Source organism: Streptomyces sp. S.PNR 29 (assembly GCF_030386795.1).
GTDB lineage: Bacteria > Actinomycetota > Actinomycetes > Streptomycetales > Streptomycetaceae > Streptomyces.
In genome coordinates this window covers 126,095-143,801 of the sequence record NZ_JANUQM010000015.1, presented here as the reverse complement: position 1 = coordinate 143,801, position 17,707 = coordinate 126,095, and the positions used below count along the sequence as shown (strand labels likewise).

Here is a 17,707-nt window from a genome sequence, read left to right as displayed (position 1 = left end):
GAGCACCGTTGACCGCCCCTCGGTCATCCACCGAGGACACCGACCTGCGCTGGGCTCTTCGTGGGCGACGCCTCCACCAGGTCCGGCTTCCAGATAACCCGGTCGAGGTAGACGTTCGCGGTGGGGGACAGCTCGTACGAGCCCGCGTTCGCGTTCTCGGCCAATACCCAGCCGGCGCCTTGGTACGCGGCGGGCGCCTCTTCCCGGGGCACGGTGCACTGCCCGGGATCCGTGATGACGGTCCTCCCTGCCGGGATGCTGAGGGAATGGGTGCTACTCGCCTTGGGACAGGGGTGGAATTCGGTGGCTCGCACATACTCCAGGCGGATCTTGACCGTGGATGCTGCCCGGCCCTGGTTGGTGAGCTTGAGGGCGAAGGAGACGCGCTCTGCCTCTACACGTGCGCACACTCTCCAGGTGACTGCCTCCGGACCGTGGAAGGGAGCGCTGCACCGGCTGTCCTCGCCGAGGACTCCCTTTTCCAGCGCTCCGGGAGCAGCAGTGGCTCCCCCCTCCGCGCCAGCACCCTCTTCACCACCGGCCGACGAAACAGGCCCATCGGACGTGCCGCCGTTCCAGATCGCGGCTCCCAGTACGCCGCCGACTGCGAGCGTGGCGAGGACAGCGGAAGTGACCCTCGCCTTTTTCGGGATGCGATCCCGCCGGCGCGCCCGGCCCGGGCTGTCCTGGGTGACCGGTTGACCAGGACCAACAGGCAGGTCGCCGCCCGTGGGCGACAGGGAGGCAGGTTCGCTCCCATCCTCCGTAGCGCCGATAGGCGCCTCTGGAGAGATGACGGTGCCAGGCGGTGCCCCGGTGAGGCTCTGGAGATGATCTCCGGCTCTCTTCCTCCAGTCCCTGCCGTGCTCCGTCAACTGTGCCTGTAGGTAGTCCACTTGGCCGGCCAACTGCATCAGGCGGGTGGACCCGCCTTCTTGAAGCTGAAGGACCTTTGCGACTCCCTGAGTAAGCCCTGCGCCGGGGAGAGCTGCTCCGCCTTTCCAGATCTGCTCCCGGCCGCCGAGCCACCTGGAGACGTTCCCCGGGTTGACGCCCAGCCCATTGACGAGCACCTTCTGCGGTCGTCCGTTGAGCGCAACCTTCACCTCTTGGGACCAGGCGTCGAGGGCGTCAGCGAAGTCCTCGGCCAGTTTCTCGAATGACGGTGGTGAATCCCCCACCTGAACACCCCTTCTCTTTTGCACCGTGACGGTGAAACCGCTGGTCACAGAGGTGCAAGTTGTACTGCAACATGCACCGCTCCGACGCTGTGGCCTCTCTCGGATCCCCTTGGCACTGTCGATTCCGGCGGCGCTCCGCCGCGCCGCCGAAGCCCGCAACTCACGTAACTCCGAGAGAGGAACAAACCGTGATTCGAACGAACGTACGCATGCCTCGTGCTGCACTGACCGCCCTGGCGGCGGCGCTGATCGGCTCTGCAACGCCCGCTCTTTCGCCCACCCCCGCGAACGCCGCACCGCTCGGCCGTGTGTGCCTGTTCCAGGACAAGGAGGGGGCCCGCGGGGCCGGCCACGTGGCATGGGCCATCCGCGACCCGAAGAACTCCAGCCACTGGATCTGGGGCGCGACGGAGAACGCCGAGGGAGACAGCTACACCGCTCCGGGCAAGAACAACGGCAGCTGGATCAAGGGCGGCAGCTGGACGCAGCTGCGCGGCAGCATCAACCTGGCCCGCTACGACTACTACCGATGCATCAACACCGCGAGCGGCAAGCTCACGTCCGCCCAGCAGACGTACCGCCAGATGAAGGCCAACGGCTACGCCGTGTTGACCAACAACTGTCTCACCAAGTCCCTCGCGATCTTCCGTAGCTACAGCCCCGCCCTGACCAGCGCCTACCTGCCCGACGGCAAGTTCAAGGCGCCCAACTACTACTTCACCACCTCGCTGAACAACTCCCGGGGCTGGGAGCGAGCCCGCGCCTACTGACTCACCCCGTCCACCTCCGAGGTACTCACACCGACCAGGAAAGGAACGACCACCATGTGCCAGCGATGCAAGGGTGACGGCAAGTGCACCACCTGCGGCGGCTCCGGCTACCGGGGCGTATGGAAGTGCGACAGCTGCCGAGGCAGCGGGGACTGCAAGGCGTGTAACGGTCGCGGCTGAACGCGGCCGAACCAGGTGGGCAGGGGCTCCGGCCCCTGCCCCTCCCCCTCGCAGACATTCGGACGGCGAAGGCGCACATGGAGACTGTCGCGCCGCTCCGCCTGACCAGCAGACCAGCTCGAGCTCGGATGCATTTCCCGGCTCGCGAGGTGCGAGCCGCCGACACCAGTGACAAGGAGACAGGTGGATGACCACATGGCTGATTACCGCTGAGGAGACCGTCACAGCCGACGGGGCAGCACCCCACCGGCAGATCAAGGTCATTCGGACGGTGAACAAAACCCGGGAAGAGGCACTCGTCGAGCTGCACAAGGCGGCCAAGAGCCACGTGCCCGACTCGCTGAAGGGCACCTCACGCGTGGTGGGACGCGACAGCGACGGCTCCTTCTGGATCCTGCCGAAGAACGGCAAGGGCCACGCTTCATGCACCATCCGTCTCATCGAGCAGATACATCCCTGAGTCGTGCCGTCCGGCAACCGAAGTCGATGAGGGGAACTCCTCGCCACCTGGTCTTGCACGGGTGTGCGAGGGGTGAGCTCAACTTCCGCTCGCCGCGGCGCCAGACCCGCTCCGCGCTTCATGGCCATGCGCTGTCCCTTCACGACCCCGGGTGGCGATTCGTGACACCCGGAAACGTAGTGAAGAGTATTAACCACGTAACATGGCCTCACTGCAAGTCGTATGATCCGTCAACTACCGGATTGCGGCGCCGAGTTGTGTGTATGAAGCGCCAGAGGGGTGTGAGTGAGTATGCGACCGTCCACCGAGGGGGAAGCCGCTCGGTCCGTGTCACGCCGTGAGCGTCTGCGCGCCGAACTGGAACGCGATGCGCTCACGGCGGCGCGCGAGCTCATCGCCTCGCAGGGCGCCGAGGCCCTGAGCCTGTCCGCGGTGGCCCGGGAAGTGGGCGTCACTCCACCGGCGTTGTATCGGTACTTCGAGGGAAAGGCGGGCCTGACGCTCGCTGTCTACGAAGCTGTCACACGCGACTTCGTCGCCATCGTCGCGAAGGCGGCAGGCGCCCGAGACCCGGAAGATTTCGGCGGCCAGCTCTACGCGGCCACCCGGGCGGTGCTGGACTGGTCGGTCGCCAACCCCGGCGAGTTCGACCTTCTCATGGGCGCCGGCTACGCACGGCTGGTCGCCTCGGGGCGCCACGTCGACCAGGTACTGGTCCGGGAGTTGGGCGGCCTGTTCGGACAAACCTTCATGCAGCTGTGGCGTCGGGGCATCCTGCCACATCCGTCAGAGGAAAAGCTGGAGCCGCGCCTTCGGGCGCAGGTGGCGGCCTACCAGCGGCTGATGGGGCACGACTACCCGGTCGGTGTCGCCATGGTGATGATCACCTGCTGGCGTCAGATCTACGGACTGCTTTGCATGGCCGTCTACGGACATCTGGCCTCGTCGTTCGACGATTACCTGCCCTTGTTCGAGAACATGATGGACGATCTGCTCGCCCTGTGTGGCGTACCGCGCGAACGGTGAGCATGCGTCGCATGGCTTTTCGAGCGGAGGCGCGAGGCTGGCGTGTGCCGTCGGCGTCCGCGTGCACGCTCCAGCCAGCCGGGTATGCGTTCGAGGTCCTCGTCGCGCTCCTCCTGCGGCACGTACCCAGCTGCTCCCTGCGTATAGCGGGAGTCGCCGAGCCGGAAGTCGACCGCGCGTACGGCGAGCCCGGAGCGCATCGGCGGCGACCTGGGTCTGCCGCATCCGGAGGAGAAGCTCACGCAACGCCGTCGGCAGATCGACACCTGCCCGTCAGCTTTCCACGTCCCTCGACCATGACGCGGAGCGTCGGCATCGACGTCCTACCGTCCTACGTCAGCCCGAGGCCACCGGCGGTCTGTCAGCGCAGGCCGAGACGCATCAGGACCCGGGGATGACCGGCCAGCACCGACGTGGTGTCGGCGGCGTGGGTGAACCCCGCGCGCTCGAAGTTCTTCCGGATTCCGGCGTACGCCATCGTCAGGTCGACCTTGGCGTCGCCATTGTCGAGGGGGTACGCCTCCACCGCCGGTGCACCGTGGGCGCGGGCGAAGTCGACCGCGCCGGCGATGAGGGCGTGCGAGATCCCCCTCTTGCGGTGACCGGGGCGTACTCGGATGCACCACAGCGACCAGACCGGCAGGTCGTCGACGTGCGGGATCTTGCGGTTGCGTGCGAAGGAGGTGTCCGAGCGCGGAGCCACGGCAGCCCAGCCGACCGGCTCGTCGCCGTCGTAGGCGAGCACCCCCGGAGGGGGCTCCGTACGGCACAGCTCCGCGACGTACTCCCCTCGGGCGGACCCGCGTAGCTCGTTGTTGAGCCTGGACGGGATCCGGTAGCTCAGGCACCAGCAGACATTCGCTCCAGGCGACTTCGGGCCGAGCACGGTACGGACATCCTCGAAGACCGAAGCCGGGCGCACGTCGATGGTCATGACACCACGATGTCACGGCGTCTGTGGTGCCGCTTCTCCCTTTGCGGCACCCACTCGCACCGTTATGAAGTGGCGCTGGGGCCAGGTGCGGATGCGCGTTTCGCGGTGTCCCGCCGGCCGATGGCCTCGGCAATCTCTTCGATGGCGGCGCGAAGAAGGTCACCGTAGAGGCCTTGAGGGAGATCGGGGGCATGCTCCCTGGCCGCGTCGATGTGCTCGGTCGCGGCTTCGAACGACCCGAGTCGGCGGTAGTTGTCCGCCAGATTGACGTGCAGGGACGGGTAGAAGCCGGCGATACGGAGGCCGGCGTGGTGCTGCCGCACGCGTTGGTCGGTCACGGCATCCGCAGCGTCCAGGGCCCGAACGTCCCAGGTCAGGGCCTGGGCGGGGTCTTCATGGAGATCTGCCAGGTAGTGCGCGAGGGTGCAGCGGTGCAGCGCGTCGCCGGTGATTCCGATCGCGGACCAGAGGTCCAGGAGTTCCTGACGGGCGGCAGCGACGTCACCTGCTCGGCCCTCGGCGACGGCTTTGCCGATGGCTTCCATGGTCGGGTCGGTGCTGGTGGGAGTGGCGGTCATGGAATAGTCCTTGTCGTCGTGCTCAGCTGGAGTGGTCGGGCTTGATGGGCATGGCCAAGGTGGTGAGATCGCCACGGTCGGCGGAGCGGATGGTGGCGGGCTGGTCGGGGCCTCGCAGGTCAATCACCACGTCAGGGCCGATGGCGGTGCTGACCGCTGGATAGAGGGTGGTCAGTTCGAACGAGATCTTGAGGGTCCGCCCCGTCGCGGTCGCGGGGAGCGGGACTTCAGGGTGTTCGTCATCGGTGGGCAGGATGTGCACTCCGTGGTCGGTCGCGCGCAGCGTGATCCGGTGGCCGGGGTGTTCTTCCAGAGCGCGCAGGAGGAGATCCTTCGAGACCGTCATACGGGTGGTGGCCTCAGGGAGCGCCCCGAGCATCAGCCGGTAGTCGGGGAACTCCTCGGTCAGCAGTCGGCAGTGCTGGTCCTCCCCCTCTGCCACGCGTAGCCAGATCCCGTGTGGCGTCGCTTCGACTCGGACGAGCGCGCTGCGGCGGATTTCGGCGACCGCGGTCCGCAACTCGTCGCCTCGGACTGTGGCAGCCCATGTCGTGGTGGGCGGTTCGGCAGGGACCAGCGTTCGTGTTGAGAGCCGGTAGCGGTCGGTCGCGGTGAGTGCGACTGCCTCATGAGTCGTTTCGATGCGCAGACCACCGAGTACCGGCATCCCCGGCTCGCGTGCGGTTGCAGTCAACACCTGCTCGACGGCGTCAGCCAGCACGGGACCCTTCAACGCGGCGATCGGCAGGCTGGGCACACGAGTGAGCGAGGACCTGATGACGGCAGCCTTCTGCTGCGCGGCGACCGCGTCTGCCACGACCTTCGCGAGGTGCTCGTCGATCAGCCGGGACGCTTCGTCGGACACGGCGTCGAGGACCGCCTCAACGGCGGTGAGGGGCATGGCGATCTCACGGAGCTGACGAAGCGCGGTTGCCCGCGCCACCTGGTCACCCCTGTAGTAGCGGTAGCCCGAGACCGGGTCGACCTCGGCAGGGGGCAGCAGCCCGCAATCGGCGTAGAACCGCAACGCGCTCGCGGTCAGACCACTGCGCTGGGCGAAGGCCCCGATCGGCATCAGATCGTCAGAAGGTGGCACCCCGCCATCATTGGGCTTCAACCAACTGGAAGGTCAATGCCGGCCGGTGGCGTTCTTCGGTAGTAGCTGGGGTCGGGCCGCGGTGGTCGGCGCGCAGCTGCGCGAGCATGTCGCCGTAGTGGCCGGCGTACAGGATGCCCTCCATGACGACGTGATCCCCGGCGTCCAGGGCAGCGCACGCACCGCGTCGTGCCAAGCGGCATGCCGCACGTCTTGTGCGGCGCGAGTCCCGCGTAGAGGTGCGGCCGCGTCTCACGCTCCTGCCAGGCCCGGCGGCGGATTGTCATGGACGTCATGTCTGTGCCCCGCTTATCGTTTCTCAGCACGCGTTCTCCGCGGGCTGTTCCGTTCTCTGCCCGTGGGGGGCCACCGTCATGTCCTCATCCAGTGATCTGCGTCCGCGTCCCTTGCTGCCCGGCGGGGTGCCGCGCTCGTCTCGCGGCCTCCTGGCCGCCGTTTCGGCGCTGCTCGCTGTCGTCGCCCTCAGCGATCTGTTCGCCGTGTTCGCCGGGGCCCGGATCCACGCGCTGATCGACGAGGACCACGGCTTCGCCACCGCTCCCCAGCAGGACCTGGACGCCGCGTACTCGCTGTACCAGACGGCCGGGAACCTGCAGGTCATCCTGTACGTGCCGTGCGCGGTCCTGTTCGTCGTCTGGTTCTTCCGCATGCGCCGCAACACCGGACTGCTGGCGCCCGACCGGTTCCGCAACGGGCCCGGCTGGGCCATCGGAGGCTGGGCCATTCCGCTGGCGAACCTCTGGATGCCGTACCGCGTCGCCGTCGACATGTGGGGCGCAGGCACCCCCCTGCCGGATGGCGGCGAGCCGTACCGGACGTCGATCTGGCCGGTGAACCTGTGGTGGGGTCTGTTCGTCGCCAGTGCGCTGTTCCGCAGATACGCCGGCTCGCGATACGAGGCCGCCGAGACCCTCTCGGAGGTCCGTGACGCCGTGGTGCAGTACATGGCGGCCGACGTCCTGGACGTTGCCGCCGCTGCGGCTGCGGTGTACTTCGCCGTCCGGCTGACCGCCATGCAGCGGCTGAAGGCGGCTGAGGGGCCGTACCGGACGGCTCGGGCCTAGGTGTGCTGTCAACACCTCAGGAAACCGGAACCCATCGGAGTACGTGATCAACCGTCTTGCAGATGATTCACCGCGACGGGGCCGTGCCGATCATCCGCGGAGTCGTTAGGCCTGGTGCGCCCGGTCGGTGCGGCCGGGCCCCGATTCAGCGGAAGGAAACCGACACAGATGTACGGTGCACGGCGTATCGCAGTGATGGCCTCGATGGTGGGCGTGCTGTTGGCGGTCCCCACCGGCTTGGCCCATGCCGGTGACGGCGACGCGGGGGCGGGCGGTGTGCTGTCCAACCTGTCGGGCAGGAACTCCTCCGGCCACACCAACCTCTGCGGCACGGGCAAGCTGGCTCTTTTCAAGGACCGCACCTGCGTGGCCGAGGACCGCCGATCGGGCGGTGGGGACCAGGCGGGCCCCAGCGGAGGCGTGCTGTCCAACCTGCTGTTCGCCCGCAACGCCTCGGGCCACAGCAACAACTGCGGCAACGAAACGGTCGCGGTGTTCAGCCGCACCACCTGCGTCACCGTGGACCGCCCCGGCCACTGACGCCGGACAGGACGGAACATGCCCGCAGGCCGGTGACCTGTGACCGGTGTGCGCCGACACAGCGCCCCGGTCCGCGGGCAGCGGGACAGAGAGAAAGAGCGGCCCGTGAACACTCGGCCACAGCGGCTGTCCATCGGCGTGGTGGCGCCCCTGACGGGACGGCTGGCATCACTCGGGAAGCCGTTGTCGTACGTTCTGCGCAGGCTCGCGCCCAGGCTCACTCACATCCGCAACGGCACGCGCCGGTACGACGTGTCGGTCGCCGTACGCGACAGCCGCTCCGATCCCGGCGCGGCCCAGCGGGCCGTCCGCGACCTGGTCGCCGTCGACGGGGCGCACATTGTGCTCACCATGGCCGGGACTCGGGTGCTGCCTGCCGTCGCCGACGCCTGCGAGGCCTCGCAGATTGCCTGCGTCTCGACCACGTTCCCCTGGCAGGCATACGTTCACGCGCGCGGCGTCCATCCGGGGCACCGCTTCCAGTGGACGTATCACTTCGCGTGGGGCTTGGACGACATCGCCACCGTCTTCGCCCACATGTGGGAGGGCATCAGCGGCCGGCGCTCCGTCGGCTGCCTGTGGAACGACGACCTGCAAGGCAGCCTGCTGCGTCACGAGACGTACGGTTTTGGTCCGGTGGCGTCCGCGCGCGGACACACACTGGTCGACCTCGGCACCTACCGGGAACCGGCCCATGACTTCCGCGCGCAGGTCGACCGGATGCGGGAGCACGGCGCCGACCTCGTCACGAGTGCTGCCACCGCCTCCGACCTGGCCCTCTTCCACCGCCAGGCCCGCGAGGCGGGGCTGCGTCCCAGGCTGATCACCTGCTCGCGATGGCTGACCTACCCCCACACCCACACCACCTCCGCCCCGGCCATCCACACCGAACTCGCCGACGCACGCGTGGCCACCCTGGTCTATTGGAGTCCGGATCATCCCTACCGCTCCAGTCTGGACGGCACCACCTGCACCGACCTCGCCCACGCCTACCAGCAGGACACCGGCGCTCCCTGGCTACAGCCGCTGGGCCTGGCCCATGCCCTGCTGGAAACCGCCCACCACGCCCTGACGACGGCCATCGATCCCACCGACCGTACGGCCGTCGCGCAGGCCTTGGCCGGCGCCACCCTCACCACGATCGCCGGAACCCTTGACTGGACACGGGGACCGACGCCCAACACCGCCCTGCTCCCCCTGGTCGGCGGCCAGTGGCATCCGAGCCCGCGAGGCCCCCGCCTCGCCATCGTCACGAACACCGGAAGTCCCGACATCCCGCTCACCGGCGAACTCCTGTCGGCCCGACAGCACGGATGACAGCCGGGCGGCGCACCTGAACTCGCGGTCACCCCGCTGGTCGGGACGGCAACACAGACCGTTTGAAGTGCACCGGACCCATTGACCTTTCCTTACGCGTGAGTAAGTTGACTCTGGAGTAAGTACCCACGGGTGCACGTCAACCTCATCGCGACCGGGAGCCGTCATGGGCGTACGCAAGGATCTGAAACGGGCGCAGCGGCGCACCGGCCTGGCGACCCGCACGAAGATCGAGACCTTCAGGGACGAGCGCGGCGTCGTTCGTGAGGTCCGCGCCGCGCCCCTCGCGCCGAGGGCGGCCACGGGCAGTACCGCCGACATTCCGTTCACCAACGCCACGCAGGCTCCCGACGCCGTGGTCCTGCGCCGCGAGCACCGCGGCACCTGGCAGCCCGTGACTGCGGCGGCTTTCGCCCGTGAAGTGACGGCCGTGGCCAAAGGATTGATCGCCGCAGGCCTCCAGGCCGGTGGCCGGGTCGCGGTGATGTCCCGCACCCGTTATGAGTGGACGGTCCTGGACTTCGCGATCTGGGCCGCCGGCGGCCAGACCGTGCCGATCTACGCCACCTCCTCCGCCGACCAGGTGGAGTGGATCGTCCGCGACTCCGGCGCCCGCTACGTCGTGGCCGAGACCGCGGAGAACGCCGCCACCGTCACCACCGGCACGGCCGACCGCCCGGAACCCCCACGCGTCTGGCAGCTGGACGGCGGAGCGCTGTCCGACCTCACCGCCCTGGGCCGGGACATCTCCGACGAGGAGGTCACCAAGCGCCGTACCGCCCTGACCCCCGAGACCATCGCGACGGTCTGCTACACCTCCGGCACCACCGGACGGCCCAAGGGCTGCGTCCTCACCCACGCCAATCTGCACGCCGAAGCCGCCAACACCGTCGAATTGCTGCACCCCCTGTTCAAGGAGGTCACCGGCCAGACCGCCTCGACCCTCCTCTTCCTCCCGCTCGCCCACATCCTCGGCCGCACCCTGCAGATCGCCTGCCTGATGGCCCGTATCGAGATCGGCCACTGCCCGAGCATCAAGCCCGACGAACTGCGCCCGGCCCTCAAGGCGTTCCGCCCGACCTTCCTGGTCGGCGTTCCGTACCTCTTCGAGAAGATCCACGACACCGGCCGCGCCACCGCAGAGAAGATCGGCCGCGGCGCCTCCTTCGACCGCGCTCACCGCATCGCCGTCCGCTTCGGCGAGGCGCACCTGAACAGGTTCCTCGGCAGGGGCAAGGGACCCGGCCCCGGCCTGTACGCCGCCTGGGCGCTGTACGACCTGCTGGTATACCGCCGCATCCGCAAGGAGCTCGGCGGCCGCATGCGCTATGCCATCAGCGGCGGCTCCCCGCTCGACCGCGATCTCAACCTGTTCTTCTACGCGGCCGGGATCATCGTCTACGAGGGGTACGGCCTGACCGAGACGACGGCCGCCGCCACCATCGTCCCGCCCCTGGGTCCCCGCCCCGGCACGGTGGGCCTCCCCGTTCCCGGCACCACCGTCCGCGTTGCCGACGACGGCGAGGTACTCATCAAGGGCGGCATCGTCTTCGGTTCGTACTGGAGCAACCCGGCCGCCACGGACGCGGTCCTCACCGACGGCTGGTTCGCCACCGGCGACCTCGGCTCCCTCGACGCGGACGGCTACCTCACCATCACCGGCCGCAAGAAGGACATCATCGTCACCTCCGGCGGGAAGAACGTCTCCCCTGCCGTCCTGGAGGACCGGCTGCGCAGCCGCCCTCCTGTCGGTCAGTGCCTCGTCGTCGGTGACAACCGCCCCTTCGTGGCCGCCCTGATCACCCTGGACCCCGATGCCGTCGCCCATTGGCTGGCCGTCCGCAAGCTGCCCGCGGACACCCCGGTGTCCGAGATCGCCCGCGACCCCCGGATGCGCGCCGACGTCCAGAAGGCCGTGGACCACGCCAACCAGGCAGTCTCGCGCGCCGAGTCGATCCGCGCCTTCACCATCGTCGACGGCGAGTTCACCGAGGAGAACGGCCTGCTGACTCCGTCCCTGAAGGTGAAACGGCGGGAGGCGATGGCGGCGTACGCAAAGGACATCGAGGAGCTCTACGCGTCCGGGCGCTGACACGGCATTCCAGGGGGTCGGGCAGGCGCCGGGCCGCATGACCCGCGCCTCGGCGCCACTCCCCCGGGTCGGATACGGCCGGGCCCACGCCTACTGGATGGTGCGGGCGGCCGACCTGGCGCGCGGGCCCGCCGACACGGGGACGCCCACTACGGCTTCAGCGTCAGCGGCAGCGTCCGTGACTCCATGCCGTCCGTCGGCGGGGCGCGACCGCCGACCACCGCGACGTGAAGACCGTGGACGGCAGTGGAAAGCAAATAACGTACTGGTCATGCCCTCCAGCGACGTACGCTGAGCATATGGTGCTTCGCCATACTAAATACGGGCATATACGGAGCGAAGCGTCGACCGGTCAGAGCACCCCTGTCTTCGTCGACTCCTCCGGTCGGCGCGCGCGGATTCTCCGGCGTACCGGATACGGGTTGGCCGGGCTGGCAGCCGCGTACCTGGCAGTGCTGGGACTGAGCCTGATGGGAGCAACTCCCTTCGCGCCGGGGACGATCCTGCCCGGTCCCGGTGACGCCGCGGCACCTGCCGCGCCCGAACGGCACCCGTCGGACAGGACCCCCTCGCCGCCCGGCGACTCGCTCCCATCGGACCGCCCGGCGCCCGCCGGCCCGGGACCCTCAGCCGGTCCGGACAGCCTGCTCATTCCGCAGCTCACTCTGCCGGGTCCGCTCACTCCGCCCGGCCCGCTCACTCCGCCCGGCTCGCCCGCTGTTCCGCCCGTCGTGCCCGAGAGCCCGCCGAACAGCAGCGCGCCGGAGCCTCCGGACACAGCCGAACCGGAAGCGCCGACGACATCGACGCCACCCTCGCCGGCACCACCTCAGGTCCCGACCCCCGGTGAACCCGCTGCCCCCGCACCTGCGCCCGGCACGGGCGGCACTCCCACCTCTCCCCCGCCGTCGCCCGTACCTGCTCCGGGATCCAGTGACACTCCGGCCTCACCGACGCCCTCACCCCCGGCGCCGACACCGACTCCGACGCCCAGCACGCCGACGGCCGGCCCCTCCACACCGTCACAGGCGCCGAGCACCGCACCGTCGTCCAGCACATCGGTCACCGAGGCCCCCTGATGCGGCGGCGCCCTCACCGGCCCGTCCGCCGCGCACCGACGTCAGCCGGTCCGCGGCGGATCCGGGGGCCTCTGCCGTCCCGGCATCGCTTCCGCATCGTCGTTCCGCTCGTACTGCTGGCCTTCCTCGTCTCGATGCTTCTGGTCGAGGGGTACACACACAGGGGCTTCGCCGGTGACCAGGAAGGGCGCAGCGGGCAACCGGCCACTCGCGTCCCTCGGAAGATCACCGACGGCGGGCCGATCGTCGACACCACGGGTGATCACCTGCGCACCTATCGCACACCGGCAAGGACCGTGGCCCTGACCTTCGACGACGGCCCCGACCCCACCTGGACGCCCCGTGTACGGGCCGTTCTCGACCGCTACGACGTGCCCGGCACGTTCTTCGTCACCGGGCAGCAGGTCGCCCGCCACCCCGGAACCGTGCGCGAGCTGATCCGGGCCGGCCATGAGATCGGTGTGCACACCTTCTCCCATCCGGACCTGGCCACCCGGTCCGCGAGCGACATCGACCGAGAGCTGGCCCTGACCCAACTCGCCCTCGCGGGGGCCGGGGGCATCAACAGCTCGCTCCTGCGGATGCCCTACTCCTCGACCACCTCCGCCCTGGACGACCCTGCTTGGTCCGTGGCCCAGCGCCTCGGTGACAAGGGGTATGTGCTGGCGTTCATGGACCAGGACACCAACGACTGGCGGCGGCCGGGCGTCCGAGCGATCGTCGAAGCGGCCACGCCGAGTCCACCGGGCAGAGGTGCGGTCATCCTCCTGCACGACGCGGGAGGAGACAGGTCACAGACCGTGGAAGCCCTCAAGACCCTGCTTCCCCGGCTCCAGGCCCAGGGCTATCGCTTCACCACCCTCGCGGACATCCTCGGCACCGACAGTCTCACCAGCCCCGTCGGAACGGCGGACTTGTGGAAGGGCCGGATCTTCGTAGCCGCTGTGACCGTGTCGGGGACAGCTGTGTCGGTCGCCACCGCGCTGCTTCTGGTGGTCGGTTCGCTGGTCCTCGCACGGTGTGTGCTGCTCCTGGTCCTGGCACGTCACCACGCCCGTCGGCGCCTGCGCCATCCCACCGGCCGGGGCCGGCCCGTCACCCGGCCCGTCAGCGTCGTCATCCCCGCCTACAACGAGCGGCTGTGCATCGCCAAGACGCTCCGCTCACTGGCCGCCAGCGATCATCCCGTCGAGATCATCGTGGTGGACGACGGCTCCACCGACGGCACCGCCGACATCGCGGAGTCACTCGCCCTCGGCCACGTCACCGTAATCCGCCGACCGAACGGCGGCAAACCGTCCGCGCTCAACACCGGCATCCTGCGGGCCTCCCACGACATCATCGTCATGCTGGACGCCGACACGGTCTTCGCCCCCTCGACCGTGCGCCGCCTCGTCCAGCCGTTCGCCGACCCCGTCGTCGGCGCCGTCGCCGGGAACGCCAAGGTCGGCAACTGCCGGCGTCTGCTCGGCCGGTGGCAGCACATCGAGTACGTCATGGGCTTCAACCTCGACCGCCGCATGTACGACCTGCTGCGCTGTCTGCCCACCATTCCCGGTGCCGTGGGGGCGTTCCGCGCCACGGCCCTGCGGGACGCCGGGATGATGAGCGGGGACACCCTCGCCGAGGACACCGACATCACCATGGCCCTGCACCGGGCCGAGTGGGAGATCCGCTACGTGGAGGACGCCCTGGCGTGGACGGAGGCGCCGGCCACGTTGCGGGAACTGTGGCGCCAGCGCTACCGATGGAGCTACGGCACCATGCAGGCCGTGTGGAAGCATCGTCACGCACTGCTCCAGCGCGGCCATGCGGGCCACTTCGGCCGTCTCGGCCTGCCGTTGCTGGCCGTCTTCCAGATCTTCACCCCTCTCCTCGCCCCACTGATCGACATTCTGACCCTCTACGGTCTGCTGTTCGGCGACCCGCTCGGCACGATGCTGGCCTGGACCGGTGTGCTGGCGGTGCAGTTCGTCTGTGCCGCCTACGCGTTCCATCTGGACGGTGAGAGGCTCGGGCCCCTGTGGGCGCTTCCTCTTCAGCAGATCGTCTACCGTCAGCTGATGTACCTGGTTCTCACTCAGGCGTGCCTCACCGCGATCAACGGCTACCGGCTGCCGTGGCAGCGGCTCAAGCGCAGCGGAGACGTGATGCTGCCTCCTCAGCCGTCCACCCGGGAGCCGTGAGCCTCCGGTCCGGCCCTTCATGCCGTGCGACTTCCTGCGGCAAACGCCGATGTTCTCGCACCGGACGGAACTCACCACCCGGGTGTGGCACCCGGGTGGTGAGCCGGTCTCCCCGGTACGTTCAGCAGCTGGAGGTCCAGGTGTGGGAGTCGCCCCGGTCGTTGGCGGTGGCGTTGTGGCCGACCTCCTGGCCGGGGGCCAGGCAGATGGTGACGCCGCCGCCCTGCCACGCGCCGGCGTAGACCTTGACGTGGTCCTTGACGCCCGGGCCGGAGATCCCGTGGTTGGCCCACGAGCTGTCCTGGTCGGCGATGTTGCCCTCCCACCAGCCGTCGTCGCCGGTCCAGCCCACGGCCAGGCCACCGAAGTCGGCGTCGGTGTAGGCGCAGAAGCTCCCGGAGGCGCAGGGGGCGGCGGCCTGGGCCGTACCGGGAACGGCGGCCAGGGCGGCACCGGCGGCGAGGAGCACGCCGGCGGCGGTGATGAAGGTCTTGCGCATGATGTCGGTCCCTTCGCTGTGAAAACGCCGTGTGGTCGGGCGGTTTCGGTGAGTGGAGTCGAGCGGAGCCCTGACGGGACCCACTCGCTGAGCCCGGTGGCCTGCCGGCCGGTCGGCCGGTCTTGGCTCCGGGAGTCCGGTTGCGGTGGTGCGGCGCTCGGCACCGCGGCACGGTGCCACCGCGGAGGTCATGAGGCGTCTGCGGGGCCCGGTGGTGTCGGCCGGAGGAAGGCGTGTCAGAGATCGTGCTGGACGGCGTAGCGCAGGCCGCGCTCGCGCATCCGCCGGTGCTCGGCGATCAGGTCGGCGTACTCGGCGCTCAGGTCCGCCGCGTGGCGCTTCTCCAGCCGGGCGCCGGTGTCTGCGAGGTCCGTGCGTTGTACACACCGTGCCTCGGCCACGGCGTACCGCCGCTGCAGATCCGTGGCCTGACGCGGCTGGAGATCGCGGGCACGGCGCTGCCACGCGCGGCGCAGCTCCGCCGGATCCTCGGCCTTGTGCACCGGGGCGACGCAGTGTGCCCAGCGGGCGAGCGCGGCCCGGTAGGCAGGGTCTCGGGTCACACGGTGGTGGGCGGCGGCCTCAAGGTTGTTGACCGCGACCTCGGCTCGGAACCAGCGCGCCTGGTCGCCGTAGAGGACGCGCTGTGCTTCGGCGAGGCAGCCGTCGCTGTTGGCTTTGACGACAAGTCCGGTGGCCGTCCGGGTGGACAGTTCACGGCGTCCGGTGCCGAACAGCGCGTCGGACAGCCGCTGTTGCTGCTCCGCCGCCTGTGTTCCGGGCTGGGGGGCCTGCTGTGCCTGTTGGGTCCGCCGTGTCCGCGGTGCGTCGCGGGGTCCGTCCCCGTGGTCCGGGCCCGTGGTCCACGCCGCGCTGCCGAAGCCGTGCTCGGCGGCCCAGGCGGGGTCGTCGATACCGTACGGGAACTGGCGCTGTCGTGAGGCCTTCTGGTCCTGCGTGGTGCCCCTGCCGGTGCCGGCCCCGTTCACCGGCCCGTCGGGGCTCGGTGGCAGCGCCACCTCACGCCGTGTCAGACAACGCCTTACGAGAGCGGACTCGGCGCTCTTCAGCAGATCGTCCTGGTCCCGGGGTGACCGAGGTACGGACCGCGACTCCCCCGCATCGTTCTGATCCGCGCCTTGCCCGCAGCCGCCCGCCATGGCCGCCACGCACATCGACAGTGCCACCGTGGAAACGAACCTCGCAGCCCGCACCGTGGCCACCCCCTGCCTTCGTCCGGTCGTACGGACCGGATCAGCCGTCTTCCGACTCCCCCGTCGGCTTGGTTCCCATTAGAGAGGAGGGCAGGGCGGTTGTGATCCTCGGAAGTCATAGGGCGGGCAGGACCTATGGATGTCCCTGACACACGGACCAGACCTCCCGCAGGACTGTCCGATAGTCCTCGCCCTGGGTGACCACGGCCGCGTACACCGCATCGAGGGCTGCCTGGAGCGGGTCGGTTTCGGCGGCGCCGAGCAGTGCGGGGACGGCCATGTGCGGTTGGGACAATCTCAAGGACGGGTCCGGCGCGCCGATCGTGATCATCAAGGTGTGCGGTGTCGCTTCGCCGGCCTGCGGTGTCGGCGGCCGTGGTCGGCTCGGCGGTTTCAGCGCGGCGGCCGCGGGGCCCACGATCCGGGAGGTCGGATCAGGCTCGGGCTTGGCCGTGGGTGCGCCGTCATGGGCGGGCGGCTCGAAGGGGGGCCGCTCCGGTGGGATTGCGCTGGCGACGGTTCTGTCGGGGACGCGCGGGTCGGATTCCAGTGCCTGCCATACGCGGGTCGGGTCGTCGAAGGGTGGTGGCAGCGGACGCCCCTCTGCCAGGGCGGTGAGTCCGGCGGCGATCCAGTCGAGGTCGGCGAGACCGGCCGCCTGGCATGCGTGGCGTGCCGCCAGCAGGGCTACCGCACGCTGGGTGGCGGGGCCGGCGGCGTCTATGGCGTGGACGAGGGCCGGGTCGAAGCGGAGCAGTCCGCGGACGTTGCCACGGACGTTGCGCAGTGCCTGGCTCGGCAGTTGCCCGCCCCAGTCCCATCGTTCGTGGGCGAGCCGGCGTTCCGTCTCCGCTTGTTCCTCTGCGAGGTGGGCGAGCCGTTCCGCTTCGGCGCGTTCGGCGGGTGTGGGAGGGGGTGGTTGCCGCCGGGCGTGGTCGTGCCAGTAGGCGGCAGTCGCCGAAGTCTGCCGCAGTATGCGGTCCGGCGCGGGTGGTGCGGGCCAGAACTGCAGGAGGTAGGAGTCGAGTGGGAGTTCCTCGTCCAGTCGGGTGTCCTGCCGGCTCGCCTCGTCCATGCCCTTGGCGCAGTAGCGCACCCGGTAGTCGGTCTCTTCCAGGTCCAGCTCCCAGGAGGCCTCGCCTGCCCATTGCACGAGGGCCGTGCTGCCCGACACGGGGCGGAAGGACACCTCCACGACGTCCTCCCACGCCTCCTCCAGCAGCGGGGTCTGGTCGTGCACCTCGACGGTGAAGCCGACGTTGCCTGTGTGCAGCCCGGTCGACAGCCACAGCGCGCCGGGGATCGCCGCCCCGCACAGTCCGGCGCTCTGCCCGGCGAACGACTCCGCGAGGTCCGGGCCGAAACCGCCCGGATCGCTCTCGACGTAGAGCTGACCGTAGTGAACATGGACCTCCCCCTCGACCGGCCTGCGCACCATTACCTCCGTCGTTTCCCGGAACGGGCCATGCT

Annotated in this window: 16 protein-coding genes and 1 pseudogene; 8 read left to right on the top strand and 9 right to left on the bottom strand. The window is 69.5% G+C overall.

Annotated features, from left to right (window positions below; all coding sequences use genetic code 11):
• Positions 1–23: 23 nt before the first annotated feature.
• Positions 24–1,229 (bottom strand): hypothetical protein, encoded by a 1,206-nt coding sequence (locus tag NW895_RS33605; RefSeq protein WP_289940529.1) that lies wholly within the window; start codon positions 1,227–1,229, stop codon positions 24–26.
• 161 nt (positions 1,230–1,390) lie between these two features.
• On the opposite strand from NW895_RS33605, the gene NW895_RS33600 reads away from it, so the two are divergent.
• The 3 genes from NW895_RS33600 (at position 1,391) to NW895_RS33590 (ending at position 3,617) form a co-directional block, all read left to right on the top strand.
• A complete protein-coding gene (locus tag NW895_RS33600) occupies positions 1,391–1,951 on the top strand; it encodes a Tat pathway signal protein (RefSeq protein WP_289940528.1) in 561 nt (186 codons plus the stop codon).
• Between the two features lie 367 nt (positions 1,952–2,318).
• A complete protein-coding gene (locus tag NW895_RS33595; RefSeq protein WP_289940526.1) occupies positions 2,319–2,591 on the top strand; it encodes a hypothetical protein in 273 nt (90 codons plus the stop codon).
• 327 nt (positions 2,592–2,918) lie between these two features.
• Positions 2,919–3,617, top strand: coding sequence for a TetR/AcrR family transcriptional regulator (locus tag NW895_RS33590; protein ID WP_289940524.1), 699 nt, complete (start codon positions 2,919–2,921; stop codon positions 3,615–3,617).
• A 361-nt stretch (positions 3,618–3,978) separates the two neighbouring features.
• Here NW895_RS33590 and NW895_RS33585 read toward each other — a convergent pair whose 3' ends face one another.
• The 4 genes and pseudogenes from NW895_RS33585 to NW895_RS33570 form a co-directional block, all read right to left on the bottom strand.
• Positions 3,979–4,551: a GNAT family N-acetyltransferase gene (locus tag NW895_RS33585; RefSeq protein ID WP_289940523.1), complete on the bottom strand. Its 573-nt coding sequence runs from the start codon at positions 4,549–4,551 to the stop codon at positions 3,979–3,981.
• Positions 4,552–4,613: 62 nt separating this feature from the next.
• On the bottom strand, positions 4,614–5,129 hold the full coding sequence (locus tag NW895_RS33580) for a hypothetical protein (protein WP_289940522.1): 516 nt from the start codon (positions 5,127–5,129) through the stop codon (positions 4,614–4,616).
• 22 nt (positions 5,130–5,151) lie between these two features.
• Positions 5,152–6,204 (bottom strand): MerR family transcriptional regulator, encoded by a 1,053-nt coding sequence (locus NW895_RS33575; protein ID WP_289940665.1) that lies wholly within the window; start codon positions 6,202–6,204, stop codon positions 5,152–5,154.
• Positions 6,205–6,295: 91 nt separating this feature from the next.
• A pseudogene (locus tag NW895_RS33570) lies at positions 6,296–6,397 on the bottom strand (kinase); the annotation flags it as partial.
• A 202-nt stretch (positions 6,398–6,599) separates the two neighbouring features.
• Here NW895_RS33570 and NW895_RS33565 point away from each other — a divergent pair.
• The 4 genes from NW895_RS33565 (at position 6,600) to NW895_RS33550 (ending at position 11,259) form a co-directional block, all read left to right on the top strand.
• Positions 6,600–7,310 carry a DUF4328 domain-containing protein gene (locus NW895_RS33565; protein ID WP_289940520.1) on the top strand — a complete coding sequence of 237 codons (711 nt, stop codon included), beginning with the start codon at positions 6,600–6,602 and terminating at the stop codon, positions 7,308–7,310.
• Between the two features lie 168 nt (positions 7,311–7,478).
• Positions 7,479–7,850, top strand: a complete 372-nt coding sequence (locus NW895_RS33560; RefSeq protein WP_289940518.1) for a hypothetical protein — start codon at positions 7,479–7,481, stop codon at positions 7,848–7,850.
• Positions 7,851–7,955: 105 nt separating this feature from the next.
• Positions 7,956–9,167 (top strand): ABC transporter substrate-binding protein, encoded by a 1,212-nt coding sequence (locus NW895_RS33555; RefSeq protein WP_289940516.1) that lies wholly within the window; start codon positions 7,956–7,958, stop codon positions 9,165–9,167.
• A gap of 166 nt (positions 9,168–9,333) precedes the next feature.
• Positions 9,334–11,259, top strand: a complete 1,926-nt coding sequence (locus NW895_RS33550; protein ID WP_289940514.1) for an AMP-dependent synthetase/ligase — start codon at positions 9,334–9,336, stop codon at positions 11,257–11,259.
• A gap of 829 nt (positions 11,260–12,088) precedes the next feature.
• Here the strand turns inward: NW895_RS33550 and NW895_RS33545 are convergent.
• On the bottom strand, positions 12,089–12,325 hold the full coding sequence (locus NW895_RS33545) for a hypothetical protein (RefSeq protein WP_289940512.1): 237 nt from the start codon (positions 12,323–12,325) through the stop codon (positions 12,089–12,091).
• 147 nt (positions 12,326–12,472) lie between these two features.
• Between NW895_RS33545 and NW895_RS33540 the strand changes: the two genes are divergently transcribed.
• Positions 12,473–14,524: a bifunctional polysaccharide deacetylase/glycosyltransferase family 2 protein gene (locus NW895_RS33540; RefSeq protein WP_289940510.1), complete on the top strand. Its 2,052-nt coding sequence runs from the start codon at positions 12,473–12,475 to the stop codon at positions 14,522–14,524.
• 121 nt (positions 14,525–14,645) lie between these two features.
• On the opposite strand, the gene NW895_RS33535 is transcribed toward NW895_RS33540, so the two are convergent.
• From NW895_RS33535 to NW895_RS33525, 3 genes are all read right to left on the bottom strand, one after another.
• A complete protein-coding gene (locus tag NW895_RS33535) occupies positions 14,646–15,023 on the bottom strand; it encodes a peptidase inhibitor family I36 protein (protein WP_289940508.1) in 378 nt (125 codons plus the stop codon).
• Between the two features lie 236 nt (positions 15,024–15,259).
• Positions 15,260–16,042, bottom strand: a complete 783-nt coding sequence (locus NW895_RS33530; protein WP_289940506.1) for a hypothetical protein — start codon at positions 16,040–16,042, stop codon at positions 15,260–15,262.
• A gap of 328 nt (positions 16,043–16,370) precedes the next feature.
• Positions 16,371–17,675 (bottom strand): hypothetical protein, encoded by a 1,305-nt coding sequence (locus NW895_RS33525; RefSeq protein WP_289940504.1) that lies wholly within the window; start codon positions 17,673–17,675, stop codon positions 16,371–16,373.
• Positions 17,676–17,707: the final 32 nt, after the last annotated feature.

Bases quoted from the DNA above. Each gene is read 5' to 3' on its own strand.
- NW895_RS33540 (WP_289940510.1), top strand. From the start codon at position 12,473: ATGCTTCTGGTCGAGGGGTACACACACAGGGGCTTCGCCGGTGACCAG.
- NW895_RS33525 (WP_289940504.1), bottom strand. From the start codon at position 17,675: ATGGTGCGCAGGCCGGTCGAGGGGGAGGTCCATGTTCACTACGGTCAG.
- NW895_RS33550 (WP_289940514.1), top strand. From the start codon at position 9,334: ATGGGCGTACGCAAGGATCTGAAACGGGCGCAGCGGCGCACCGGCCTG.
- NW895_RS33585 (WP_289940523.1), bottom strand. From the start codon at position 4,551: ATGACCATCGACGTGCGCCCGGCTTCGGTCTTCGAGGATGTCCGTACC.
- NW895_RS33580 (WP_289940522.1), bottom strand. From the start codon at position 5,129: ATGACCGCCACTCCCACCAGCACCGACCCGACCATGGAAGCCATCGGC.
- NW895_RS33595 (WP_289940526.1), top strand. From the start codon at position 2,319: ATGACCACATGGCTGATTACCGCTGAGGAGACCGTCACAGCCGACGGG.
- NW895_RS33565 (WP_289940520.1), top strand. From the start codon at position 6,600: ATGTCCTCATCCAGTGATCTGCGTCCGCGTCCCTTGCTGCCCGGCGGG.
- NW895_RS33560 (WP_289940518.1), top strand. From the start codon at position 7,479: ATGTACGGTGCACGGCGTATCGCAGTGATGGCCTCGATGGTGGGCGTG.
- NW895_RS33535 (WP_289940508.1), bottom strand. From the start codon at position 15,023: ATGCGCAAGACCTTCATCACCGCCGCCGGCGTGCTCCTCGCCGCCGGT.
- NW895_RS33575 (WP_289940665.1), bottom strand. From the start codon at position 6,204: ATGCCGATCGGGGCCTTCGCCCAGCGCAGTGGTCTGACCGCGAGCGCG.
- NW895_RS33600 (WP_289940528.1), top strand. From the start codon at position 1,391: ATGCCTCGTGCTGCACTGACCGCCCTGGCGGCGGCGCTGATCGGCTCT.